Source organism: Cryobacterium luteum, from assembly GCF_900110125.1.
GTDB classification, from domain to species: domain Bacteria; phylum Actinomycetota; class Actinomycetes; order Actinomycetales; family Microbacteriaceae; genus Cryobacterium; species Cryobacterium luteum.
The window spans coordinates 377568-402048 of record NZ_FOCN01000002.1 but is presented as its reverse complement, the minus strand read 5'-3'; the positions used below and the strand labels follow the sequence as shown (position 1 = coordinate 402048).

Below are 24481 nucleotides of genomic sequence, written 5' to 3'. Positions count from 1 at the left end.
GGAAACCCCGTGAATAGACCTCCAATTCCCAGCAAGTTTGCGGTTCAGAGCAGCGCGGCCACCGCGTGCGCGAGGGTGAAAATGACCAGGCCGGCCAGGGCGCCGACCACCGTTCCGTTGATGCGGATGAACTGCAGGTCACGCCCCACCTGCAGCTCGATCTTCGCGGCGGTCTCGGCCGCAGGCCAGCGCTCGACCGTCTCGGTGATGACCCCGGCGATTTCGTGGCGATAATTGGCCACGATGTAGCTGGCCGTGTCGGCGAGCCAGCGGTCGATGCGGGAGCCGAGCGCGGCATCCGTGGTGAGGCGTTTGCCAATGTCTTCGAGGGTCGAACGGATGCCGACCCGCAGCGCGCTCGTCGGCTCGCCGAGGGCCTGGGTGAGCGATGATTTGATGGCTTCCCAGGTGTCGCCGGCGAACTCGCGCAGTTTGGCGTTGTCGAGTACCTCGGCCTTGAGGTTCTCGACCCGGTCGATCATGGCCGGCTCGTACTGCAGGTCATGCATGACCTCGTTGAGATAGTCGTCGAGGGCGGTACGCACCGGATGCTGCCGGTTCTGCCGCGCGGACGCAACGAAGGCGAGCACCTCGCGGTACGCCTTGTCGTCGACGAGTTTGTCGACGAATCCGGGCAGCCAGGTGGGCAGCCGCTGCGAGACGACCCGGCCGAACGCTTCGGGATGGTCGCGCAGCCAGCCGTCGGCGCGGTCGAGCAGCAGGTCGACGGCAGCGTGCTGCTGCCCACTCGTGACGAGGCGCTCCCCGACCCGGCCGAGGCTCGGGCCCCACTCTGGCTTGATCAAATGTTCGCGGGCGACGGATTCGATGAGGTTCTTGATGGCGTCGTCGCCGAGCAGGTTGAGCAGCCCCTGGCCGGCGACGGCGAGTTCATCGGTGAGTCTCTCGGCGTTCGTGTCGTCGCTGAGCCAGGCTCCGAGTCGGCGGGCCGGTTTCATCGACTCGAGCTTGCCGCGGATGACCGCCTCGGAGAGAAAGTTGGTCTCGACGAATTCGCCCAGGCTCGCGCCGATCTCGTCCTTGCGATGAGCGATGATATTGGTGTGCGGAATGCGCAGGCCCAGCGGGTAACGGAACAGGGCGGTCACGGCGAACCAGTCGGCGATCGCGCCGACCATGCCGCCCTCGGCCGCGGCGCGCACGTATTCGAGCCAGGGATAGCGGCTTTGCAGGGCGAACGACACCGTGAAGATGACAGCCATGAGGGCGAGCAGGCCGGCCGCGAGCCGTTTCATGCGTTTCAGCGCGGTGCGGCGGGCTGTCTCGTTCGGGGACTCGACGGGTCGGGCTTCACCGAATGTCGTGGGGGTCGCCGTTTCGGGTTGGGGGGCTTCGCTTAGCGCCATGGTTCAAGCCTGCCCGATCGCGGTGCTGCGCGCGTGCACATTTACGCGCGGTGTGCCAGCGGGTTGCGCCCATCCGCTACTTTCGGGTGCCAAGCCGTGAGTCTCTACGCGATTTAATCGATTCAACGGCCTGAAACTCACGGCTCGGCGCAGGTCACCGGGTGAAACTCACGGCTCGGCGCGTAGGCAGCACGGAACGTTCAACTTTGCGCAGGGACGGCAGGACGGATACTCTAGGGGGGTATGCGGCATACTCGCGCCGCCAGGCACGCGTCGACGGAGGTGGCATGAGCCCGAGAACGGTCGCGGCCGCATCCGCTTCGAAGGGTGCGCTACTGAACCCGCGCACCGCGTTACGCACGATCTACCCCTGCCACATTCTCGGCATGAGGATGCCGGCATGGGCGTCGTTCACGCCCCCTGGCGGGCGCGATCAACCCCTTTTTGGTATACCCTTGGGGGGTATTACTCTTGAGAGAACCGGCTTTGAGGAATGACATGACGCAGCCCGACCTAAACCAAACCGATCACGCAATGATGGACCACACCGCGATGAACCATGGCGCGATGAACCACGCCGGTCACGGCGATCACGTGGGGCAGTTTCGGCGCCTGTTCTGGACCATGCTCGTCATCGCGCTGCCGGTCGTGGGGTTCAGCCACATGTTCTCGAGGCTTGTCGGGTACGCCCTGCCCGACATTGTCGGCATCGGCTGGGTCTCCCCCGTGCTCGGTACCGTCATGTATGTCTGGGGCGGCCGGCCGTTCCTCACTGGAGCGGTCAGTGAGCTGAAGGCTCGAAAGCCCGGCATGATGCTGCTGATCGCCCTGGCAATCACGGTCGCCTTCCTCGCGTCGTGGGGCGCGAGCCTCGGCCTCATCGATGCTGAGCTCGACTTCTGGTGGGAACTCGCGCTGCTGATCGTGATCATGCTGCTCGGCCACTGGATCGAAATGCGGTCGCTGGCGCAGACTTCCACCGCCCTGGAGTCGCTCGCCGCGCTGCTGCCGGATGAGGCCGAACGGGTCGAGGGCGACGCTGTCGTCATCGTCTCGCCGAACGATCTGGTGCTCGGCGACCTCGTCGTGGTGCGTCCCGGCGGGCGGGTGCCGGCAGACGGGCAGGTCGTCGAGGGCACGGCCGACGTCGACGAATCGATGATCACCGGCGAATCGCGTCCGGTGCAGCGCACAGTCGGCGACCAGGTCGTGGCGGGCACCGTCGCGACCGATTCCGCCCTGCGGGTGCGGGTCACGGCAGTCGGCGATGACACCGCGCTGGCCGGCATCCAACGGCTGGTCAGCGAGGCGCAGAGTTCGTCGTCGCGGGCGCAGCGCATCGCCGACCGGGCGGCCGGCTGGCTGTTCTGGTTCGCGCTCGGTGCCGGAATGCTCACCGCGATCGTCTGGACCCTGCTCGGCCAGCCTCAGGATGCCGTCGTGCGCACGATCACCGTACTCGTCATCGCCTGCCCGCACGCACTTGGGCTCGCCATTCCGCTCGTCGTGTCGATCGCCACCGAACGCGCGGCGAAGGGCGGCGTACTGATCAAGGACCGCCTCGCCCTCGAGAGCATGCGCCAGGTGACCTCGGTACTGTTCGACAAGACCGGCACGCTCACCAAGGGCGAGCCCACGGTGAGTCACGTTGCTGTGGCGGTCTCCAGCAGCGAAGCGGATGCCGCGGCGCGCTCGGCTCAAGCCGGCGCAGCTCAGGCCGGCGCAGCTCAGGCCGGCGCAGCTCAGGACGGCGCAGCTCAGGCCGGCGCAGCTCAGGACGGCGCAGCTCAGGCCGGCGCGAGTTTCAGCAGCGACGAGGTGCTCGCCTGGGCGGCGGCGGTAGAAGGAGACAGTGAGCATCCGCTTGCCCGAGCCATTGTGACGGCGGCGCGGGCGCGCGAGTTGACCGTGCCGCGGGCGAGCGAGTTTCAGACGGCCGCGGCGGTCGGCGTGACCGGCCTCGTCGACGGGCACAGCGTGAGTGTCGGTGGGCCGAGCATGCTCGACGAACACGGGGCAAGGCCGCTGGCCGAGACCGCGGCGTGGCAGAGCCAGGGCGCGATCATTCTGCACGTGCTGCGGGACGGCGTGGTCATCGGCGCGATCGGTCTAGCCGATGAGATTCGTGAAGAGTCCCGGCAGGCCGTTGACGCCCTGCACCGGCAGGGCATCGAGGTGGTCATGATCACCGGCGACGCCGAAGCGGTGGCCCAGTCGGTCGCCGCCCAGCTTGGCATCGACCGGGTGTTCGCGGGAGTGCACCCCGAGGACAAGGCGCGCAAGGTTCTTGAGCTGCAGCATGAAGGCCGCCGCGTGGCGATGGTCGGCGACGGCGTCAATGACGCTCCGGCGCTGGCCCAGGCCGATGTCGGCATCGCGATCGGCGCCGGAACCGACGTGGCGATCGCGTCGGCCGGGGTGATTCTCGGGAGCGACGACCCGCGCTCGGTGCTTTCGGTGATCGAGCTTTCGCGGGCGAGCTACCGCAAGATGAAGCAGAACCTGTGGTGGGCGGCGGGCTACAACCTATTGTCGGTTCCGCTCGCCGCCGGGGTGCTCGCCCCGATCGGATTCGTGCTGCCGATGGAGATCGGGGCGCTGCTCATGTCGGTCTCGACGGTGGTCGTCGCCCTCAATGCGCAGCTGCTGCGTCGCCTCGACCTGCGCCCGGAGGCGAGTGTGCGCGCGGGCTGAATCGATCCGGTCAGGCCCCCAAACGGGGAAAGCCCACCGTCATCGGATAGTGTCGATCTGCGAGGGGAACACGTCGATTGGCGCAACAGCACAGGAACAGGGGAATCATGTCGCAGTCGTGGTCGATTGATTTACCCGAAACTCGACGCATTTTTGGTGCTGTCGCGGCAGAGTCCGCGGAGTTCGACACCGCAGCGACCGCGCTGACCAGCGAGCTGGCCGAGGCCTCGGCCGCTGCACCCGGATCGAGGACTGCGATGGCGCTGCTCGAGCTCGCCGAATCCCAACTGATGGTCAGCGTCGCATCAGCCAAGAGCCACCTCGAGTCGGCGACCTTTCACACTGCTGAGGCAGTGGATGCCTACGAACGCGGCGACCTGCAAATGGCCGAAGACAATCAGGGGAAACTCGACGAGGTAGCCCGATGACCACTTTCGTGCTCGAAACGCTGCCGGACGGAGCCGTGCTGGAAGGGCACGGCTCCGCTCTCGTCAAGTGCGCAGACACGCTCGCCGAATCGATGACCCGCGCGGAGGGACAGTGGGGTGGCATGTCGGCGGCATACCACGCTCCCGAAAGCGCAACGGTGTATTCGGCCCTGGCGACACCACGCTCCATCGTCGATGAGATCGGCCAGACCACTCGAAGCGCCCAAACGGCGCTCGACAACTACAGCGCAACGCTCTCCACCCTGAAAGCACAACGCAGCAACCTCCTGCTGGAGATCACAGCCTTCGGAAATCTCGACGCCGAGGTCACCGTCGATTTCGGTCAGATTCGGTCGACCCTGCGGGCCGACGTCGCCCGGTTCAACGCCAATGCCATCGCCGCCGACGAGGAGTGCGCCTCAGCCCTCGGCACCCTGATGCGATACCAACCGCTCTGGGGCACGAGCGTTTTCGGCGCGGCCAACAGCCTGCCCGGAGGTGCGGTACAGGGCCTCGCGGCCGAGCTCATGGCTCGCTACCGAACCCTGTCCGTCCCCACCCCGGGCGCCGTTCTTCCCCTGGTCCTTCGCATCGACGCGATCGTGCCCGACGAGATCATCAAGGGGGTCGGCTACACGCGTCTGCCCAGCGGCCTCCTGGTGAAAGTCGGAACCCTGACGTCGCCACTGCCGACCACCATCCCCCTGAGTGAGGGCTGGCAATCCAAGCCCGTGCTGACGGGGGCACCCAACGCCTCCACGCCGCCGACGTGGGCGCGAACCGGTGGCAAGGTTCTGGGCGTCGCGGGGGTCGGCCTCACAGTGTGGGGCCAGTACTCCGACCAGTACAACTCAGATCTCGAGGCGCACCCGGAATGGGACGACGGCGACCGTGTCGCCAGCGCGACCCAGAACGCCGTCATCGTCGGTGGAGCGAGCGCGGCCGGCGGCGCTGGCGGCGCCTGGGGCGGCGCACTGGCGGGAGCCGCCATCGGCAGCATTTTTCCAGGACCCGGAACGCTGATCGGCGGCATCGTCGGCGGAGTGATCGGCGGCGTTGCCGGCGGCTGGGGCGGCGCCGAAATCGGCAAGGGCATTAGAGACACGTGGAACGGATTGTTCGGATGAATTGGTCTCTGATCGGCATCGGGCTGGTCGCCCTGACCCTCGGCACCCTCGCCTACCGACGCATCTGGAGCAACTGGATCCGCCCAGTAACTCCGGGGCACTACGGCTACAGCGTGGGTTTCGGATTTATCTTCATGGGCTTCGCCGCGATCATCCTTTCGGCGACGGACTCCGCGCTGGCTGCCGATTCGAGGGCTCTCACCCTCGTTCTGTTCACCATCGGCTTTCTGAGCATGCTCACGTTCGCGATGTCCCTGTTCTGGCTGCCCCGCTTTCTGCTGCCAGGCTGGTTCAAGACCCTGAAGGGACTCGAATGACTTTCGCGAGCGCCACGCTGCCCGAGCTCGGCGGCTGGGAAAGCCGATCGAACGAGGGCGCCGAACTCGTGCTCGCCCTGACTGACACACCCACCGGTGCTTTTCGGCCCAATATCGTGCTCACCTCGACGCCGTCGACCGCACCGATCGAGGCCGCCTCCAGTGTCTCGATCGCAGCGATTCTCACCGACCATCCCGGTGCCCAGATCATCGCGGTCGACCTGTGGGCCGAGCAGGCGATCGACGGGCGCATGATCACGGCAAGCTACCCTGCCGGCGACCTGCAGATTGTCATCCTGCGCTGGATCTGGGCGACCGGTCTGCGGCACGTTCACCTCACGGCATCCGTTGCGACCCATCAGCTTCTCGCCTGCCAGCCGACGCTCTCGTACATTGCGACCGCACTCGAACTGACGGGGGAAATGAGCGCCACCCAGGTGAATACGGGCGTCGCCCCGAAGCTCGACCTTACCGCCAGCGCGGCAGCCGGGCAGCCGCTCGAACTGCTCGAGCGCGTGCCGTCGTTTCAGCCGTACACCCCGCCGTCGCTGGAGATCTCCGTGGCGGCGCAGGGCGCGCTGCTCGCCGCCCGCACGACAGGCGCCCTGGCCCGGCGCTCCCCCGCCCAGCAGGAGCTGCGGGACAGCGGCCTGCTCGAAGGCCACAGCCGCCGGCTGAGTCCATTCGCCCTGCAGGTCGTCACCCACTGGGACTCCGGCATCCAGCTCGAGGCCAGCACCACACGCAGTGGGATCACTCGAAGCCTGCGCAGCTGGACGCGCGGCGAGTCCACCCTGTTCGCCTACTCGACGGCACCCCAGAACGAAATGGATGCCGGTGGTTTCGCGATCGAGATGCGGCCCGTCGGACAGACCGTCGACCTCATCCTGCGCTTTCTGGGCGTCGGGCCGATGTGGTCGCGTGTGATGGAGCCGGCTCGGGTATCGGTCAGTGTGTTGCAGGAGCGCCTGGCAGCGGATGCTCTGACGCTGCCTTCGACGCCGGCCGGCACCAACGACGCTTTCGGGCGGTTCTGGAACCAGGAGTGGACCGAACTGCGGGTGCGTTCGGTGCTCTCGTCGATGCGTGCGATCAACACTCCATCGGCGGGTTTGCTCAACGTGGGGGCGCCGGAGTCTGTGTCGGGCGACGCGGTCTTTCCGATTACGACGATGCCGAGCTCTGCGTTTTACACGCACCTGCTCGCACTCTTCGAGACCGCACTGCGCGGCTGACCCACGCACCCACGACCATCTTTGAAAACTGAGCATGATCTATCGCGGACCCACTTTCCGGGCCCGGGCCCAGAAAGCACAGGACTACAGAACTCCCGCGCACGGATTCCAACGCGGACGGGTGGGGGCAGGACGCGGGTCAGTGGCAGTGACCACCGGATGCCGGGGGCACGTTCGCCGGCACGTCCAAGACCGGGCTGCGGTCGAAGAAGCCGTCGGGGCGCAGTTTGAAGCCCACGGTGTCGACCGGCATGATCGGCCAGTCTTCGACCCGGGGAAAGTGGGTCAGGCCGAAGGTGTGCCAGAGCACGATGTCCTCGCCGTCGATGGCGCGGTCGGCCGCAATATAGGCGGGTAGTCCGGCGCCGCCGGAGTGCTGGTTGACGAAGTCGCCGGTGGGATAGCGCTCGTCTTCGGCGAAGCGGGTGACCCAGAGACCCTTGGTGGCGAACGCGGCGCGCCGGGCGACCGACGACTCGGGGTCGGCGAGCAGCATGGGCAGCCCCTGCGGGTGCAGCTTGTAGGCCACGGGTTCGCCGAGGCGGTTGAGGGAATTGGGGTTGGAGACGTGCCAGGTGCGGCCGATGGAGGCATCCGCTTGTCTGACGCCTTCGGATTCGGTGGCGAGCACGGTGCGCTGGCGGGTGAAGGCGTTGCCGCGTTCGTTGCCGGGGCCCATCGGAACGCGCACGACGTCTTCCTCTTCGACCCGGTTGGTGTCACCGTCGAGGGCCATGTCGAGGCGGGCGCTGAACAGGTGTTGGTGAAAGGGAGCGCCGAGTCCTGGCGCAATTTCGGAGGCGTAGGGGTAGCCCTTGCCGGCGTAGGCGCTCGTGAAGACCACGCCGGTGGCCTTGGCCTCGAATTCAATGGTGCCGTCCAGGTAGAGGTACCAGTAGAAGCCGTAGTCGTAGTTGCCCACGGTGGTGAAGAAGGAGATGACGAAGCGGCGGTTGCGGCGGGTGTATTCGATGCCGCTCCAGAGGTCGCTGTGCTTGGCGAGGATGCTCCAGTCTTCTTCGTGCATGCAGATACCATTGCGAATCTCGCGCGGGTTGCCGAAGCCGTCGGTGATGACCGGGCTCAGGTAGGTGATTTCGCCGAGGCAGTCACAGCCGAGTTCGAGCGAGTTGGCGTACTGGCCCACGAGGTATTCGCCGGTGTCGAAGTAGTTCTGCCAGGATCGCACCGGGGCCGGGTCGCCGTAGGGCACCACCATCTCGGCGATCGACGCGCGACGGATGATGGACCGCGTCTGGTCGCCGTCGCGAAAGCCGATATTGTGCAGCACGACGCCCTCGCGCACGTCGAAGCCCACGTCGAGGCTCCACTTCTCCCACTCGATGTGGTTGCCGCCGGTGACCGTGAAGCTCACACCCTCCGGCTGGGTGATGCTGATCGGTTTGAGCGTCTCACGCAGCGGCCCGGTAAGAGCAGGATCGGTGTAGTTGCCGTGTTCGGCCGGAACGGGCACGACACCGAAGTCGAGCACCTGGTCCACGGTCTTCGCGACGATGTCGACGTAGGCGACGAGGCCGTCGATCGGGTGCGCCCAGGCACTGTCCTCCGGAAAATTCTGCACAAAGGCCAGGCCGCGCAGAATGCGGTGACCCTTCTCGTTCGGGTACTCGAACACTCCGGCCGAGAGGGGGGCGACGCGCACCTGGGCCACGTCGATTCCGCGGGCCGCGAGCGCGGCGAGCCAGCGGGCATCCTCGCGCAGCACCTCTTCGACGGCGCCGAACTCTTCTTCGAGCACGGGCAGTTCGCCGCTGAGGGCGGTGTCCAGTGTGACGCTCGACTCGATTGTGCCGTGGGTGGCCGAGACGACCACGTCGGTGGGGGCGGCACCCGCCACGTCGTGCAGGAAGACGCGAAAGCGACGGTCGGTTGCGCTCGAGCCCCGAGGCGGGTCGAGCAGGCCAAGGTAGGCGACGCGAATGGTGTCGCCGAACAGTCCGGCATCGGCCAGAATCGTGCGCACGCTCTGCAGCTCTTCGGCGGTGGGCAGCGCGAAGGCGGCCTGAGTGTTGGCGGGCACAGTGTCAGCGGTCTCGGCGGTGAGCATTGCTTCTCTTTTCGGATCGGCCCGGGATACGTCGGTGTGACCCCGGGGAGTTATTTCCTATGGTTGTAGAATATAAAGCCATCACGTTGGTGGTGGCAAGCGTTTCGCGAATCTTTCTGGCAAGCTGAAGAGGGAGGACCCATGCCGAAAGTCGTCGATCACGACCAGCGTCGCGTCGAGCTGGTCAATGCCACCTGGCGCATCATTGCCCGGCACGGCATCGAGGGTGCGACCATGCGCGAGATCGCCACCGAGGCCGGATTCGCCAACGGTGCGCTCAAACCCTATTTCGGCACCAAGGACGACCTGCTCACCTTCGCCTTCGGCCACGTGTTCAGCCAGACCAACCGGCGCATCGAGCGCTCGACCGCCGGTCTGGCCGGCCTCGCCGCCGTGCGCGCCTACTGCCACGAGATTCTGCCCCTGGACGAGACGCGGGTGAGCGAGGCGCGCATCGTTATTCCGTTCTGGCAGAAGGCACTGACCAATGCGGCCAAGGCGCAGCTGCACGATGAGTCAATGCTGCAATGGCGCCTCGCCCTGCTCGGGCACCTGGCCGAGGCACGAGCCGCGGGTGAGGTGCACACCACCACTACCGACACGGATGTTGTCGGTCACCTCATGAACGTCGTGCTCGGCGCGCAGATCACCGCGGCGCTCTCCCCCGACGAGCATGCCCCCGAGCAGCTCGTGGCGCAGCTCGACGGGTATCTGCGGTTGCTCGCCACCGGCGACTAGCCGGCACTCCTCCCGCGAAAGCGACAAATTTGTTGCTTCACGGGTGCTGAAGCAACCTACTTTCCGCTCTCGCGGATCGTTGGGCTATTTTCGCCGAGTGTTGAAAAAAGAATGACAGCGAGCGCGCCAAGGGCTACATTGGCTGCAGACGATCATGAAACGCCCCTGAGGGCCAATCTGGTCAGGACCCGGCAAGGAGCTGCTCGTGACGCTGACGGTTGTGAACTCCCTGGCGCAAGCCGTCCCGAACGACACCGTTCGTTGCGTGGTCGCCGATTCCTTCACCCACTGGCGCACACTCGTGTCGCAGTCGTTCGTTCCCCTCGAGGTGCGCAGCGCCTCTCGAACCTTCCATGGCACTCTGCGTTCGCGCGTGCTCGACGAGCTCTCGATCGTCGAGGTCAGCGCCAACGGGCACCAGGTGGTGCGCACACCCACGCTGATCGCGGCATCCACTCGGCAGTATTTCAAGTTGAACCTGCAGCTGTCCGGCACCGGCCTGCTCGTGCAGGACAACCGTGAGGCCACCCTGCGCCCCGGCGATCTGGCCGTCTACGACACGAACCGACCGTACACGCTCGAGTTCGATCAGGACTTTCGCACCCTCGTACTCATGTTCCCGCACGATGTGCTCGACCTGCCGGCCGATTCTGTCGGCCAGCTCACCGCTGTGCGCCTGCCCGGCGACGCCGGACTCGGCCGCCTGATCAGCCCGTTCATGGTGCAGCTCGCCGAGAACCTCGACGTGCTCACCGGCGCGAGCGGGCACCGCCTCGCCTATAACGCCGTCGACCTGATCGCGACCATGTTTGAGAGTGAGCTGAACCTGCGCCGCGATAAGGGCGCGCACGGCGACCTGCTGGGGCGCATCCGCTCGTACGTGGATGCGCATCTCGGTGACCCGGAACTCTGCCCGGCGAGTATCGCGGCCGCCCACTTCATCTCAACCCGGCACCTGCACAACGTGTTTCACGAGGCCGACAGCACCGTGGCGAGCTGGATCCGCAGCCGCCGTCTCGAGCACTGCCGCCGCGACCTGCGCGACCCCATTCTCAGTGATCGCTCGGTCGGCACGATCGCCGCCCGCTGGGGCTTCGTCGACGCCGCCCACTTCAGCCGCATCTTTCGCACGGCCTTCGGCGAGACGCCGAGCACCTACCGCCGCGTCTAACCCAGCACGGGGCCCTTTGACACTGCGCCCTTTGACAACTCCGGTGCCGCAAATGGCAACCGGCTCGGCCTGAAGATTGCCACGCTGTGAGACATACCTGAAGAGGATGCCGTCGCATCCGCTCGCAGACCTCTTACTCAACGAGGAGTAACCATGACCCAGACCAAACCCGCTTCGACGAGCGCACCGGAAACCGCCCTGCACAAGGGGCGGCTCGGCGTTCTCGGAATCGTCTTCTTCGTCGTCGCGGCCGCGGCCCCCCTCGTGGGGATGACCGGCGCGGTACCGGTGGCGATCGTGCTCGGCAACGGTGCGGCCGCTCCCGGCGCCTACCTCATCGTCGGGCTGACCCTGCTCGTGTTCAGCGTCGGCTACGCCGCAATGAGCCAGCGTGTCACCAACGCCGGCGCCTTCTTCGCCTACATCGGCCGCGGCCTGGGCCGTCACCTCGGCACCGCGTCGGCGTTCGTGTCGATCCTCGCCTACCTCGCCATTCAGCTGGCGATCTACGGATTCTTTGGCGCCCTCATGGCCGGCCAGGTGGGCGTACTTCCCTGGTGGGCCTGGTCGCTCCTCTCCTGGGGCGTCGTCACGCTGCTCTCCCTGCTCAGCGTCGACGTGGGCGCCAAGGTGCTCGGCGTGCTGATGCTGCTCGAACTGACCGCGCTCGTGGTCACCGCGGTCGCCATTCTCATCGACGGCGGGCCGGAGGGGCTGAACTTCTGGGCCTCGTTCAACCCCGCCGCCATCGTCGCCGGCGGTCTGGCCGGCTCGGCGGGCATCGCCTTCGCGTTCGCCTTCGCCTCGTTCATCGGATTCGAGGCCACCGCCATCTACGGTGAAGAGTCCAAGGACCCAAAGACCGTCGTTCCCCGCGCCACCTACCTCGCCGTCGTCGTCATCACCGTTTTGTTCGGCCTGACCGCGTTCGCGATGGTGACCGGAATGGGAGCATCGACCGTGGTCGAGAAGACCGTCGAACTGTCGACGGTTGCCGGCGTCCCCCTGGCCGACCCGGCCGCTGTCTTGTTCGCGCTGGCCACCCAGTATGTCGGCCCGTGGATGGCGACTCTCATGGGCATCCTGGTGCTCTCGAGCCTGTTCGCGGGGCTCCTGGCCTTTCAGAACGCGTCCAGCCGCTACCTGTTCGCGCTCGGTCGCGGCGGCGCGCTGCCCAGGCCACTCAGCAAGGTCAACGGCCGCGGCGCTCCGAGCACGGCCTCGCTCGTCACCTCGGTGATCACGGGCATCGTGCTCGTGGTGTTCGCGGTGTTCCAGCTCGACCCGGTGCTCAACCTGTTCTACTGGTTCAGCGGCCTCGCAGTGATCGCGATCGTGCTCATTGAAATTCTGGTGAGCGTGGCGATCATCGTGTACTTCCGCCGCAACGCCGGCGCGGAGAACGTCTTTCAGACCGTGATCGCCCCGGTGTTGGCGACGATCGGCCTGCTGCTCGGCGAATACCTGCTGATGAGCCGCTTCGGACTGCTGGCCGGCACCGTGGCCGACGGCGTCGACCCCACCACCACCTCGTGGGGCCTCAGCACCATCGGCTGGGTGCTCGTGGCCCTGCCGTTCGTGCTGCTGATCGGCGGCTACATCTTCTCCCGGATGCAGAACCACGAGAACGACGACCTCGTGCGAGACGTGCTGTCGTAGAGCGGGCATCCGCTTCGCGAGCCGTGCGTCCCGAGCTGTGAGTTTTGGTCGCCGAGCCGTGGGTCTCAGGGTGATTTGAACGATTCAACGCCTCGAAACTCACGGCTCGGCGCGCGCGGCGGGTCGAAACGGATGCCTACCCGCCCAGCCGGTGGCTCGCCTCGATGCGCTGGCCCCACAAGGTTCCGAAAATGATGAGCACTGCCCCGGCGGCGCCGATGAGGCCAAGCGTCTCACTGCCGAGCGACACCCCCACGAGCACCGCCCAGATGGGTTCGGTGCCCATGAGCAGGCTGGCCCTGGCCGCCGAGGTGCGCCGGATGGCCCACATCTGGGCCAGGAATGCGAACACGCTGCAGGCCAGACCGAGGTAGAGCACGCCGATCCAGGCGGCGAGGTTGAAGGTCGTGACGGCCTGAACGAGGCCGGGCACGTCGAACGCGGTGAACACGACCGCCCCGACCAAGGCCTGCAGCAGGGTGAGCGTGATGGTGCTGTCGCTGCGGCCGCGCATGAGGTGGCCCATCATGGTCACGTGCACGGAGCGCACGAGCGCCGCCGCGAGAATGAGCAGGTCGCCCACATTGGGCTGCGCGAACCCGTTGCCGGAGACGAGCAGGGCCACGCCGACCACCGCGAGCACCGCGGCGATGAAGAACGGTCGCGGCAGCCAGCGCCGGGCGGCGACCGACTCGAGGACCGGGGTCATGATGATCGTGAGGCTGATGATGAGCCCGGCGTTCGTGGCCGAAGTGAACGCCACGCCCTGCGTCTCGAGCCAGAGAATGCTCGCCTGGGTCACCCCGAGCAGCACGCCCACCCCGAAGGCCCGCCGTGACGGCAGCCGTTCGCGCCGCACCACCCAGACCATCAGCAGGGCGACCGCCGCGACGAGAAAACGCAGCGCGAGCACGGCCACCACGCTCGCCTGCTCGGTGAGCACCTTCGCGCTGAGGTAACTGCCGCCCCAGACCACCGCCACGAGCAGCAGCACGAGGTCGACCCGGTAGCGCCCGATGGCCTGCGGCAGCAGCGCCGGGCGGGTGTGGATGCCCGTCATCGGGTCGGTGAACTGACCGACCGGTCGAAACCGGCGTGACGGATGCCCCAGCGCACCGCCCACTGCTCCCCCGGTTGCACCCAGTGCAGGCCGGCGCCGGAGTTGAAGGCGTTTGCCGGGGCCGTCATCGGCTCGATCGCGATGGCGAGGCCCTTGACGGGCTCCGCAGCGCTTTGCGTGAGGGGAAAGATGTGGGGAGTGAACACCTGCACGTAGCGCATGGTCTCGTCACCCCAGAGGGTGAGGCACCGGCCATCCGGGGCGGTGAGGGTGTGCTCGCCGGCAGGGCCGACACCGCCGAAGCCGTCGTCGAGGTCGAGGTCGCCGACCTTGACTCCCGCGCGCAGGTCGAACCGGGTCCCGTCGACCGGGCTCTCACCAATGGGGTTGAGCCGATCGTCGACGTCGATGTGGGTCGCGGCATCCACGCGTAGCACCAGGTCGCTTGTGGGCACGTCCCCGATTTTCAGAAACGGATGCGCCCCCACCGCCACCGGCGCCGGCTCGGCTCCCACATTGCGCACCCGGTGTGTGACGTCGAGCCCCGCGGCCGTGAGGGCGTAGGTCACCTCGGTTTCGAGGTGAAAGGGGTAGCCGGACTGCGGAAAAATGGTCGCGGCGAGCGTCACCGTGTCGCTGGTTCGGAACACCACCCGGTAGGGCGCGAAGCGCAGCAGCCCGTGGCTGGCGTTGTGTTTGCCCGGCTCGGTCAGAGCGAGCTGCCGGGTCACGCCGTTCTGGGTCCATTGGCCGTCGCGAATGCGATTGGGCCAGGGCACAAGCACGATTCCCGCCGCCATCGGCGGTTGAACGAGCTCATCGAAGGTCTCCACCAGATCTATGCCGTTCAGGGAATACACTCGCAGGCCGGCTGCAACCTCGGTCACGACCACCCGGGCCGGGCCGCTCGGGGTCTGTAAGGTCAGTTCGTGTTGGGTTCCGGTGGGTGCGTGCATCCGCCCAGTGTATTGCGGGGTCACGGCTTGGCCAGGCCGGGGCAGCGCGCACCGACTCCGACCGCTTGGGGCATCCATGAACGCCCGCGGTGCAGACCACTGCGCCGTGCATTGAGGGCGCGACCGTGCGAAACCGTGCGGCCGGCTCAAGCCGGGCGACAGCATCCGCTCGACGCTAGGCTGACGCGTATGACTGCTGAGCGCGCCACCCGAATCATCGTCCTGCCGAACACGCCGGCTCCGAGCATCGCCGAGACCGCGTTCGTTGCTCCCGGCGCGGTGATCGTGGGCAACGTCACCCTCGCCGACCGGGCCAGCGTCTGGTACAACTCCGTGCTGCGCGCCGAGCTTGAGCCGATCACCATCGGCGCCGGCTCCAACCTGCAGGACAACGTCTCCTGCCACGTCGACACCGACTTTCCCCTCACCCTCGGCACCGGCGTCTCGGTCGGGCACGGCGCCGTGCTGCACGGCTGCACGATCGAAGACAACGTGCTCGTCGGCATGGCCGCAACCATTCTGAACGGAGCCGTCATCGGCACCGGATCGCTCGTGGCTGCCGGAGCCGTCGTACTCGGCGGAACGGTCGTGCCGCCCGGCTCGCTCGTGGCTGGTGTTCCCGCCAAAGTTCGACGTCCGCTGACCGACGACGAGATCGCCAGCATCCGGCACAACGCCGAGAACTACCTCGAGCACACCGAGCTGCACCGCGCCGCCCTCACCCAGCCGTAGCACTATCCGTCCAGCGTCGGCTCCGGGCCCGGGTCGGACGCCCCGGCGGCCCTGAAATTTGCCAATCACGGACCGCACCCGGCTCAGTGGGCCGAACGCTGCCCACCGTCGGCGTTTCGCTGGCGCCATTGATTGCCCTTCTGCCATGCCTTGCCAATCTCACCTGGCGCCGTAGTAGGCGCGCAATGCACTCCCGGCGCACGCCGCCTGACCGGATGTAACCCGCACTCCCCGCGTGCCACAATCGGGCCCTCGACGGCCCGATCGATCAGCAAGGCGCAAGTCATCGGAGCCTAACGGCTCTGCGCGGCTCTGACCAGCCCCCGGTTCGAGTTGTTGCAACACGCCTCTGACGACCGATATGGTGCATCCGCTGGCACTTGAGGACTTCTCAAGTTCGCTGCAGGTCCGCACGTTCCCGGCGGGATTTCTCCGTTGACCGCTCCATTGGCGTGACCCGCGATTCTCGCTCCGCCAACCGCAGGGACTCCTCCATGGCGCCAATTTGTCGTGCCCACCGGCCTCGAACACCCACCGGCTCACCGACGGGACCCCACCACCCGGCGTGCCCGGTCTCCGCACCTGTCTCGGGGTGCCGGTTCGATGACTGAGTGCGAAACCGCCCTGCCACCGGTCACCATCGCCCCCACCGCAGACGTCGACGACCGGGCAGCCATCGGCGCCGGATCGGTGATCTGGCATCTCGCGCAGGTTCGCGAACACGCTGCTCTCGGCGAGGGGTGCATTCTCGGTCGGGGTGCGTACATCGGTCCCGGCGTCACTGTCGGCAACAACTGCAAGATTCAAAACTACGCACTGATCTACGAGCCGGCACGTTTGCACGACGGGGTCTTCGTCGGCCCCGCCGCTGTGTTCACCAATGACACATTTCCGCGGGCCGTCACCATCGACGGAGCCCGGATGACCGCCGAAGATTGGGAACCCGTCGGCGTTCTGGTGCGCACGGGTGCTTCGATCGGTGCTCGCTCCGTCTGCATCGCTCCAGTGACCATCGGTCGATGGGCGATGGTCGCCGCCGGCGCTGTCGTGACCCGCGACGTGCCCGATTTCGCTTTGGTCGCCGGCGTGCCCGCCCGGCGCATCGGCTGGGTGGGGCGCAACGGTACTCCGCTCACCGACGACGGCGAGGGCCGGTTCGTTTGTCCGATCACGGGTGACCGGTATCTCGAACACGAAGGCACGCTCTCGGAAGCGGCCGCGACCTGACCTGGGCATCCGTCCCTCCCCGTGCGCACCGCGCGCCAGACCCCTTTGGAGCTACAGATGACCGTCAATAAATCTCGAATCGTGCTGGGCGGGTCGGTGGTCGACCTGCTGGAAATGGGGGATGCGCTGGAACGCATCTCACATCGCCTCAGCAACCGGGGGGATGCCCCGCTCGCGGTGGCCTCGGTGAACCTCGATCACGTGCACCATTTCGGAACCGGGGCAGACCTGGCCGGCATCCTGCACCGGGTTCCGCTGGGCAACGACTCTGGGCCAGTCGAATGGCTCAAGCTGATCGACGGAGCCCCGCTGGCCGCCCACGCGCGACGCTTGACCGGCCGTGCCTGGCCGCGGCTCGCCGGCAGCGACCTGATCGGGCCCATTCTGAAGCGAGCAGAGCGCCTGGGCATTCGCGTGGGCTTCCTCGGCGGCTCGGAAGATACCCATCAACGTTTGCGGTCCGAGTTCGTGCTCTCACAGCCAACGTTGCGCGTGGTCGGTTACTGGGCACCGAGTCGCGAGGTCGTATCTGATCCGGTGCGCTCGACAGCCCTCGCGGCAGAGATCAGGAGCGCCGAGGTCGACTTGCTGGTCGTCGGGCTCGGAAAGCCACGGCAGGAATTGTGGATCGCCCAACACGGGGTGCAGACGGGAGCGACCGTGCTGCTGGCGTTCGGTGCGGTGGTCGATTTTCTGGCCGGAAGTATACGCCGCGCTCCGCCCTGGATCACAGAATGTGGTTTGGAATGGGCGTGGCGCCTGGCACTTGAACCCACCCGGCTGGCGTCACGCTATCTCGTCGATGGCCCTGCCGCGTACCTCCTGGTGCGGCGCACCAGCCGGGCCGAGGCCGCATTTTGCGAGGCTGAACGACGACAACCTCAAGCCCTCATCGCACTATCCCCTCTCGATATTGACACGGGCAGTCCGTGCGGCACCATCATCATCCCGGCTCACAACGAGGCTGACGTCATCGAACGCACCTTGGGCTCGATTGCCCATCTGGCGGCTGAAGGCCTCGTCGAGGTCATCGTCGTGTGTAACGGATGCACCGACTCGACGGCAGCGCAGGCCCGTCGTTTCGCCGGAGTCACCGTGCAGGAGATCGACACTGCTTCGAAACCGCGTGCCATGAATGTCGGCGATGAACTGGCGCACGCATGGCCCCGCCTCTATCTCGATGCTGACATCGAGATCGCTCCCGCCGCAGTTCTCGAAGTGTTCAAGGCACTGCGGTCGGGTTCGATTCTGGCCGCGCGCCCCGCTTTCACCTACGACACCACCGGGGCCTCCCTCCCGGTGCGCAGCTACTATCGGGCTCGCCGGCGCATTCCGAATCCCGACGACGCGCTGTGGGGAGCCGGAGCCTTCGGGCTCAACGCTGCCGGCCACAGCCGTTTCGGCCGATTCCCCGAAGTGACGGCCGACGACGCCTTCGTCGATGGCGTGTTCAGCAGCGCGGAAAAGAGAGCGCTGCCGACGGTCCCAACCCTGGTGCGAACGCCCCGCCACACGGCCGGGCTCTTGGCGGTGCTCACCAGGCAACGTCGCGGTGTCGTAGAGCTGGGCGCCGCGGCGTCATCGCGAAAGCGGATGGAGGCGGCCTTGCTCTCGGCACGGCGGCCCTCCGACGCAGCGGATGCCTGCTGGTACGCGGCCCTCACACTGACCGCGCGCGTGAAATCCCTTTTTGCCGCTAGAAGCGCTCACCCGCAGTGGGAGCGGGACTTTTCCAGTCGTGCCGGAGTTCAACACGGCGCTTCAGCGCTGATCCCGCCCCGTTCGGGGGCGTCCCGGATACCCTCAGCGCGCGCTAGCCTCGTCGTCGTACCAGATGAGTAACACTCAAGGATTCCTTCTGCCGACCCCTGTCAGCGGAATTGATTCGACGATCACTCAACCGGCAAGGAAAACCACGTGAACTCGCCCCAGACGCCATGCACGAGCGCCCGACTGAACGGGGAGCGGTATTGAGCACGACTACCGGTCCCGGTCACGCGGAGGGTGCCGACGTCGATATCGTCATCGTCACCTACAACAATGAAGCGGATATTAATGCCCTGCTGCAGAGCGTGCAGGCTGGGGCGCCGAATCTGCGACTGCGAGTCGTCATCGTCGACAACGGCTCCAGCGACGATACCGTGCTTAAACTCGCTGCCCATCCGGAGGTTCGCGTGTTGCACAGCGGCGGCAATCTCGGTTATGCCGCCGGGATCAACATCGCCCTGCGCGACATCGGCACGACACGTACCGTCCTGATCCTCAACCCTGATGTCGAGGTGATGCCCGGCGCCATCGCCGCCCTGCACACCCGTATGGTCCAAACCGGGGCGGGGATTGTGGTTCCGCTCCTGCAAGACTTAGCCGGCGTGCGTCAGACTTCGCTCCGCCGCGAACCGTCCATTTTGCGCACTTTCGGTGATGCCGTGTTCGGCAATCGGTTCGGTCGTCGACCCGGCTGGTTGTCGGAGATCGACCGCACGGAGTCACACTATCGGCGTCCTCGCCCCGTGGACTGGGCGACCGGTGCCGCACTTCTCATTGCTGGCAGCCTGGTTGAACGCCTCGGGGACTGGGACGAACGCTATTTTCTGTACTCGGAGGAAACAGACTACTTTCGACGTGCCCGCCACGCTGGGGCTGTCGTCTGGTTCGAACCAACGGCCATCATTGGCCACCGGCAGGGCGGATCGGGTGGATCAGACGCTCAGACGGCGCTGATGGCGGTCAACCGGGTGCGTTACGCGCAGGTCTGGGGAACGCGGGCGCACGCCGCCGGGATGCGTGCTGCGGTCATGCTGCATGCCTGCCTGCGGCTGAACCAACCCGCCCAACGCCATTCGGCCGCCGTGCTGGCTCGTCGCAGCCGTTGGCCGGCCCTGCCGCACGCAACCTTGTCCGGCGCCGTGACTGTCGGCCCGACCGCCGCATCAAGCATCGAGCACGTGCTGTTGACCCGGTTCAATCTGCCGTCCGCAGGACCGGAACAGGTCATTCGGGCGAAGGACGGCTGGCTGGCCGAGCGGATCATCCTGTTCGAGCGTTACTGTGTTCCCTCCGTTCGCTCCCAGACCAACCAGAACTTCACCTGGATCATTTATTTCGATCCTGAGAGTCCCGCCTGGCTTCGGCAACGGGTGACGGCACTTAAGGCGGACGGCATTTTTCAGGCTGTGTATCGTTCCTCGGTCAGCCGCTCGGAACTCCTCGCCGATATTCGCACCATCGTGGGTCGAGAGCGCGAGGTGCTCATCACCACCAACCTCGACAATGACGATGGCCTCGCTACAGATTTCGTGGACCGACTGCAGCAAGCGAATGTCCCCCCGCACCGTACCGCCGTCTACCTCACGAGTGGCCTGATAGCGAGTCGGAACGCTCTCTACCTGCGGCGGGACGCACGCAATGCGTTCTGCTCCGTGCGGGAAAGCTGGGACGACCCCGTTTCCTGCTGGGCTGCCTGGCACAACCGCTTGGGCGAGTCCATGCCCGTCATTGAAATCGATGGCGCACCAGCCTGGCTCCAGGTGGTGCACGGCTCAAACGTCAGCAATCGGGTGCGCGGTCGGCTCGTCTCTCCGTTGCCATACGCCCGGCTATTCGGGCCTCAGCTCAACGCGCTCACCGTGCCAGCACACCGCCGGATGCTCATCGACCGCCTGATTTCGGTGCCGATCAGGATCACGCGGGAGGCGCTGCGCGCCGGGGCTAAACAGATGACCGTCCGACTGCTCGGCACAGCGGGGCTCGACGACATGAAACTCCGGTTCGTTCGGTGGGTCCGTTGACGACTCGCAACCTGCTGCAGATTCTCGCACGACGGTGGTACGTCGTGATCGTGGTGCTCATAGCCACCGGCCTCCTGTATGCCACCCTCGCACGGCCCGGCTCCTACTACAGCGAGGTTCAGCTGGTCTTCGTTGCCCCGGGAGACGTTGCCCTCGCGCCGTTCAACGACCAACGCAGGGAGACCCTGGTCGCGTTCGCCGCCGCCATCGCGAGCGAGATGCACAACGGTCGCCCCACCGACCGGCTGGCCGAACGAGCCCCCCTCTTCGGTGCTGGGGTTGATCAGGGCTACCAGGTGCTTCTGCCGAATCGCGGCGGACAGTGGCAATACAGTTTTCCCGATCCGGTGCTCATGATTCGCGCCGTCGGACCGACCCCGCAGTGGGTCACGACAACGGTTGACGGGCTCGTCACGCGCATCACCGCTCTGGTCGCCGACCGGCAGCGAGGCACTGGCGTGCCCATCGTCGACGCCGTTCACATCGAGCGGGTGCCCAATGAAACGACCGTGAACTTCGTCGGCAGCTCCGCCGGCGCCCACGCCCGGGCGCTGGCTTCACTCCTCCTCGTCGGCTTGGCGGTGTCGGCATTTCTGGCCGTCACGGTCGACCGAATCTCGCAGAAAGCGCAACCGCAATGACCCTCAGTAATTTTCTGCGCAGTCTGGCACGCCGCTGGTATCTGCTGCTTGGCGCTCTCGTACTCACCGCGAGCCTGTGTTTCGCCGCGTATTCCGCGGTACCCCCCAGTTATGAGCGCGCGGCGAGCGTGCTACTGATGCCCGGAACTCAGACCATTCCGGCTGGGGGAAACCCCTACCTCTATCTGGGCGGTCTCGGCCAGGCCAGTGAGATTCTGGTGGCAGCCATGAACTCGAACTCGATGCGACAAGATCTTCTGCTCGGCCATTCGCGTACGGAGATCTCCGTGGCCCGAGACCCGGCAAGCAGCGGCCCGCTCGTGGCGGTATCCGTTTCGGGGCCGAGCGATGCGGCCGTGACCGCTGTGCTCGACCGCACGCTGACCGCCATTTCCGACACGTTGACGGCGCTCCAAAATCAAGCGGATGTGCCTGCCACGGCTCAGATCGATGCACTGCAACTCACCGCCGAGCCCACGAGCGTGCTGGTGGTCAAGGATCAGTTCCAGCTGGTGGCCCTCGTGGCAGCCGGCGGCATCGCACTGTCGCTGCTCGGGGTGGGTTTCGTCGACGGGTTGCTCCTGTCTCGCCAGCGCGGCCTGCCCGCCAGCTTCCGCGAGTGAGCGTCTCGCCTGCCGCCATCCGACGCATCTCTCGACAGCGAGCAGACGGCCGTACTCGAGATTTCGATGGGCTCACCCTGCTCACGGTCTATCTGGTCCTCCTCTTTGCGGTGCCGTCCAACCTGGCCTTCACCGCGCTCGGGTCGGCGGGGCGGCCAGCGTCTCTGTGGGCCATGTTTGCCGGACTGTGGTGGTGCTGGTGGCAGGTTCAGCGCCCCGCGCAATCGGGCTGGAAACTCCAGCCCGTTCGATTCGCCGTCTTCGGTTTGCTCATCATCGGCGCGCTCAGCTATTCCACCGCGCTATTGCGTGGGCTTCCGGCTGATGAAGCGAATCCGGCAGACAACGGCATGCTTCGCCTGGCGGCGTGGGCCGGAATTCTGCTGGTGGCCAACGACGGCCTGCGCAACTCTGAGATGCTGCACCGACTTCTCCGACGTATCACCTGGGCGGTCGCTATTCTGGCTGTCGTCGGAATCGCCCAGTTCGTCACCGGAAATCCACTGATCGACTGGATCTCGATTCCCGGGATGAGTTCGGACCTCGCTGTGTTGGACTCCCGCGGCGGTTTCGTGCGAGCCTCGGCGACCGCCAGCCAGCCCTTGGAATACGGTGTGGTGCTCTGCCTGACTTTTCCCCTCGCCATCGTTCTGGCGTTGGAGGACACGACACGTACCCTGATCGCACGCTGGCTTCCGGCGGCGCTGATCGCCATCGCCTCGGTGCTGTCGGTATCCCGGTCAGAGCTGGTCGGGCTCCTCATCGGCCTGGTCGTGCTGTTCCCCAGCTTCTCCGGGCGGGCTCGACTGGTTCTCGGCGCTCTGGGCGTGCTTCTCGCCGGTATGACCGCCGTGTTGGTGCCCGGCCTGTTGGGAACAATTCGCGGACTTTTCACGGGAATCGCGGCTGACCCAAGCACCGTCTCCCGCACGAGCAGTTATGACGCCGCAGTCGAGCTGGTCAGCAGGTTTCCCCTCGTGGGTAAGGGGTTCGGCACGCTCCTGGCCCGCTATCACATCTTCGACAATCAGTATCTGCTGCTGGCCATCGAACTCGGTCTCCTGGGTCTCATCGTCTTTCTCACGCTTTTGATCACCGCCCTCGTCTCTGCCGGTCTGGCTCGCGAGCGGGCGACCACTCGCATCGACCGCCAGCTGGCCCGGGCCCTGCTCGCGTCCGCCCTGTCCGGGGCCGTCATGTTGGCCTTCTTTGACGGGCTGTCCTTTCCCATGTCGGCGGGAATGCTGTTTCTGGTTCTGGGCCTCTGCGGCGCCGCACTTCGACTCTTTTCTCCTGTCGGAGCACCGGCATCCGCTCAATCGATCTTGACGCGATAGACGTGATAGCTGTACTCCTCGGCGAAGGAATCGCGGAATCGGCCGGCAGCATCAACCGTCAGGGTGCGTCCCTCGCCGAGTACAGCAGCCGACGCCCCGTGCACACTCGCGGGCAGTGTGAAGGTTCGGTCGCCCGGCACCGATGATCCGTCGATCATGGCGAACACATAGGCATACCCGTCGTGGCTTTTGAGCATGGTGTCCAGCTCGGCGCCGAACGAGTACTCGTACGACTGGGTGTTGATGACGCTGGCGAGCGCGTGAATCTGTGCGTTCACCTCTTTCACGGCTTCGACCTGGGCATTTCCGCAAAATTCCGGAGTGACTTGTGATTGCCGGAAGACGTTCGCCGTCTGACACGACCCGCCCAGACTCTGATTGAAGTAGGCGAGGCCGCGAGCCTCATTGATGATGGAGCTCACCACCGCGCCCTTGAGCTGACTCGGGCTGATGTAGGTCGTCGGCGGCGCTTCCGGTGGACCGCCGTTGAGGTTTTCCACCCACTGCCACCGCGGCTGCATCTGGCCGTCAGCGGCATCCTGTTGGGTCAGCCCCTCGACGATTTTTCCATAGCTTGAGGCCGTGCGACAGTTGGCCTGCTCAACCGGCACCAGGTAGGCATCCCGATAGGGACGCCAATCACAGTAGGGAATCGAATACCAATACATATCAACCGACACGACGTCGGTATACCCGTTCACGTACTGCTGCGCCACCCGTTGGTCCAGGTCGGTGCCCACCACCATCTGGGTGAAATTGGCGTACTTGAACCGACCGTCCGCAGGAAGGCCATCGACAATCGTCTGCAGATGGGCCTGTCCCTCCGCAGGGGCGAATCGGCCGTCGACCTCATCGTCAAGAAATCGACCGACCCAATTTGCGCTGTCATCGGCGAAACTGTCGTTGAGTTTGCCGCCGATCCAGAACACACCGTTGTCGGCGAACAGGTGATACGGGGTACCTTCCCACATGCCGGTGTACGTGTTGATGCCCAGGGATTTGTCGTATTGCACTTCAGCGTCTGAACTGAAATTTCCGAACCAGGACACGATGGGAAAGAAGTCCGGGTCGCTCCAACCGGCGGCCCGCGCCTTGTCGAAGTTGTTCCAATAGGCGGGTCCGCCCTCCCACGGAATGCGCGGCAGGGCGAGCGCGCCTGAGGCGACCGGCTGCACCGCGGCGGGTGGCGCCGGTTCGGCCTTCGACGTGCCGAGCAGCGCGACGGGCAGCCCGACAGCAACGAGGAGGGACGACGAAACCGCGATGATTTTCCACCGGGGGCTCCGAGCAGACGGTTTTCGAAACATTCTCAT

Annotated in this window: 20 protein-coding genes; 15 read left to right on the top strand and 5 right to left on the bottom strand. The window is 66.0% G+C overall.

What is annotated here, in order from left to right:
* Nucleotides 1-44 precede the first annotated feature (44 nt).
* Nucleotides 45-1367, bottom strand: coding sequence for a DUF445 domain-containing protein (locus BMW72_RS04090; protein WP_092107498.1), 1323 nt, complete (start codon nucleotides 1365-1367; stop codon nucleotides 45-47).
* A 534-nt stretch (nucleotides 1368-1901) separates the two neighbouring features.
* On the opposite strand from BMW72_RS04090, the gene BMW72_RS04085 reads away from it, so the two are divergent.
* From BMW72_RS04085 to BMW72_RS04065, 5 genes are all read left to right on the top strand, one after another.
* Entirely contained in the window at nucleotides 1902-4061 is a 2160-nt protein-coding gene (locus tag BMW72_RS04085) for an HAD-IC family P-type ATPase (RefSeq protein ID WP_422386311.1), read from the top strand.
* 107 nt (nucleotides 4062-4168) lie between these two features.
* The gene (locus BMW72_RS04080) at nucleotides 4169-4489 is read left to right on the top strand and encodes a DUF6507 family protein (RefSeq protein WP_092107494.1); all 321 of its coding nucleotides are present in this window, start codon (nucleotides 4169-4171) and stop codon (nucleotides 4487-4489) included.
* The gene (locus BMW72_RS04075) at nucleotides 4486-5616 is read left to right on the top strand and encodes a hypothetical protein (RefSeq protein WP_092107492.1); all 1131 of its coding nucleotides are present in this window, start codon (nucleotides 4486-4488) and stop codon (nucleotides 5614-5616) included. Before BMW72_RS04080 ends, BMW72_RS04075 begins: the two co-directional genes overlap by 4 nt.
* Entirely contained in the window at nucleotides 5613-5933 is a 321-nt protein-coding gene (locus BMW72_RS04070; protein WP_092107490.1) for a hypothetical protein, read from the top strand. The genes BMW72_RS04075 and BMW72_RS04070 overlap by 4 nt, the downstream gene beginning before the upstream one ends.
* On the top strand, nucleotides 5930-7168 hold the full coding sequence (locus BMW72_RS04065; protein WP_092107488.1) for an SGNH/GDSL hydrolase family protein: 1239 nt from the start codon (nucleotides 5930-5932) through the stop codon (nucleotides 7166-7168). The genes BMW72_RS04070 and BMW72_RS04065 overlap by 4 nt, the downstream gene beginning before the upstream one ends.
* A gap of 139 nt (nucleotides 7169-7307) precedes the next feature.
* Here BMW72_RS04065 and BMW72_RS04060 read toward each other — a convergent pair whose 3' ends face one another.
* A complete protein-coding gene (locus BMW72_RS04060) occupies nucleotides 7308-9236 on the bottom strand; it encodes a primary-amine oxidase (RefSeq protein ID WP_092107486.1) in 1929 nt (642 codons plus the stop codon).
* 141 nt (nucleotides 9237-9377) lie between these two features.
* Between BMW72_RS04060 and BMW72_RS04055 the strand changes: the two genes are divergently transcribed.
* The 3 genes from BMW72_RS04055 to BMW72_RS04045 all read left to right on the top strand — a co-directional run bounded on the left by BMW72_RS04055 (nucleotide 9378) and on the right by BMW72_RS04045 (nucleotide 12804).
* Nucleotides 9378-9974: a TetR/AcrR family transcriptional regulator gene (locus BMW72_RS04055; protein WP_092107484.1), complete on the top strand. Its 597-nt coding sequence runs from the start codon at nucleotides 9378-9380 to the stop codon at nucleotides 9972-9974.
* A gap of 211 nt (nucleotides 9975-10185) precedes the next feature.
* Nucleotides 10186-11145: an AraC-like ligand-binding domain-containing protein gene (locus tag BMW72_RS04050; RefSeq protein ID WP_241983959.1), complete on the top strand. Its 960-nt coding sequence runs from the start codon at nucleotides 10186-10188 to the stop codon at nucleotides 11143-11145.
* Nucleotides 11146-11298: 153 nt separating this feature from the next.
* A complete protein-coding gene (locus BMW72_RS04045; RefSeq protein ID WP_092107482.1) occupies nucleotides 11299-12804 on the top strand; it encodes an APC family permease in 1506 nt (501 codons plus the stop codon).
* Nucleotides 12805-12940: 136 nt separating this feature from the next.
* Here BMW72_RS04045 and BMW72_RS04040 read toward each other — a convergent pair whose 3' ends face one another.
* Both BMW72_RS04040 and BMW72_RS04035 read right to left on the bottom strand, forming a co-directional pair.
* Nucleotides 12941-13927, bottom strand: coding sequence for a DMT family transporter (locus BMW72_RS04040; protein ID WP_198416337.1), 987 nt, complete (start codon nucleotides 13925-13927; stop codon nucleotides 12941-12943).
* A complete protein-coding gene (locus BMW72_RS04035) occupies nucleotides 13861-14820 on the bottom strand; it encodes an aldose 1-epimerase family protein (RefSeq protein ID WP_092107478.1) in 960 nt (319 codons plus the stop codon). The genes BMW72_RS04040 and BMW72_RS04035 overlap by 67 nt, the downstream gene beginning before the upstream one ends.
* 189 nt (nucleotides 14821-15009) lie before the next feature.
* On the opposite strand from BMW72_RS04035, the gene BMW72_RS04030 reads away from it, so the two are divergent.
* The 7 genes from BMW72_RS04030 (at nucleotide 15010) to BMW72_RS04000 (ending at nucleotide 23168) form a co-directional block, all read left to right on the top strand.
* Nucleotides 15010-15552 (top strand): gamma carbonic anhydrase family protein, encoded by a 543-nt coding sequence (locus tag BMW72_RS04030; protein WP_092107476.1) that lies wholly within the window; start codon nucleotides 15010-15012, stop codon nucleotides 15550-15552.
* Nucleotides 15553-16155: 603 nt separating this feature from the next.
* Complete coding sequence (locus BMW72_RS04025; RefSeq protein ID WP_092107474.1) at nucleotides 16156-16779, top strand: acyltransferase; 624 nt, start codon at nucleotides 16156-16158, stop codon at nucleotides 16777-16779.
* A 57-nt stretch (nucleotides 16780-16836) separates the two neighbouring features.
* The gene (locus BMW72_RS04020) at nucleotides 16837-18621 is read left to right on the top strand and encodes a WecB/TagA/CpsF family glycosyltransferase (protein WP_092107472.1); all 1785 of its coding nucleotides are present in this window, start codon (nucleotides 16837-16839) and stop codon (nucleotides 18619-18621) included.
* Between the two features lie 128 nt (nucleotides 18622-18749).
* Nucleotides 18750-20567 (top strand): glycosyltransferase, encoded by a 1818-nt coding sequence (locus BMW72_RS04015; protein ID WP_166787748.1) that lies wholly within the window; start codon nucleotides 18750-18752, stop codon nucleotides 20565-20567.
* Nucleotides 20564-21208, top strand: a complete 645-nt coding sequence (locus BMW72_RS04010) for a hypothetical protein (protein ID WP_134450389.1) — start codon at nucleotides 20564-20566, stop codon at nucleotides 21206-21208. Before BMW72_RS04015 ends, BMW72_RS04010 begins: the two co-directional genes overlap by 4 nt.
* Nucleotides 21205-21831: a hypothetical protein gene (locus BMW72_RS04005; protein ID WP_092107466.1), complete on the top strand. Its 627-nt coding sequence runs from the start codon at nucleotides 21205-21207 to the stop codon at nucleotides 21829-21831. Before BMW72_RS04010 ends, BMW72_RS04005 begins: the two co-directional genes overlap by 4 nt.
* The gene (locus BMW72_RS04000; RefSeq protein WP_092107464.1) at nucleotides 21828-23168 is read left to right on the top strand and encodes an O-antigen ligase family protein; all 1341 of its coding nucleotides are present in this window, start codon (nucleotides 21828-21830) and stop codon (nucleotides 23166-23168) included. The genes BMW72_RS04005 and BMW72_RS04000 overlap by 4 nt, the downstream gene beginning before the upstream one ends.
* On the opposite strand, the gene BMW72_RS03995 is transcribed toward BMW72_RS04000, so the two are convergent.
* On the bottom strand, nucleotides 23147-24481 hold the full coding sequence (locus tag BMW72_RS03995) for a hypothetical protein (protein WP_134450388.1): 1335 nt from the start codon (nucleotides 24479-24481) through the stop codon (nucleotides 23147-23149). The genes BMW72_RS04000 and BMW72_RS03995 overlap by 22 nt on opposite strands.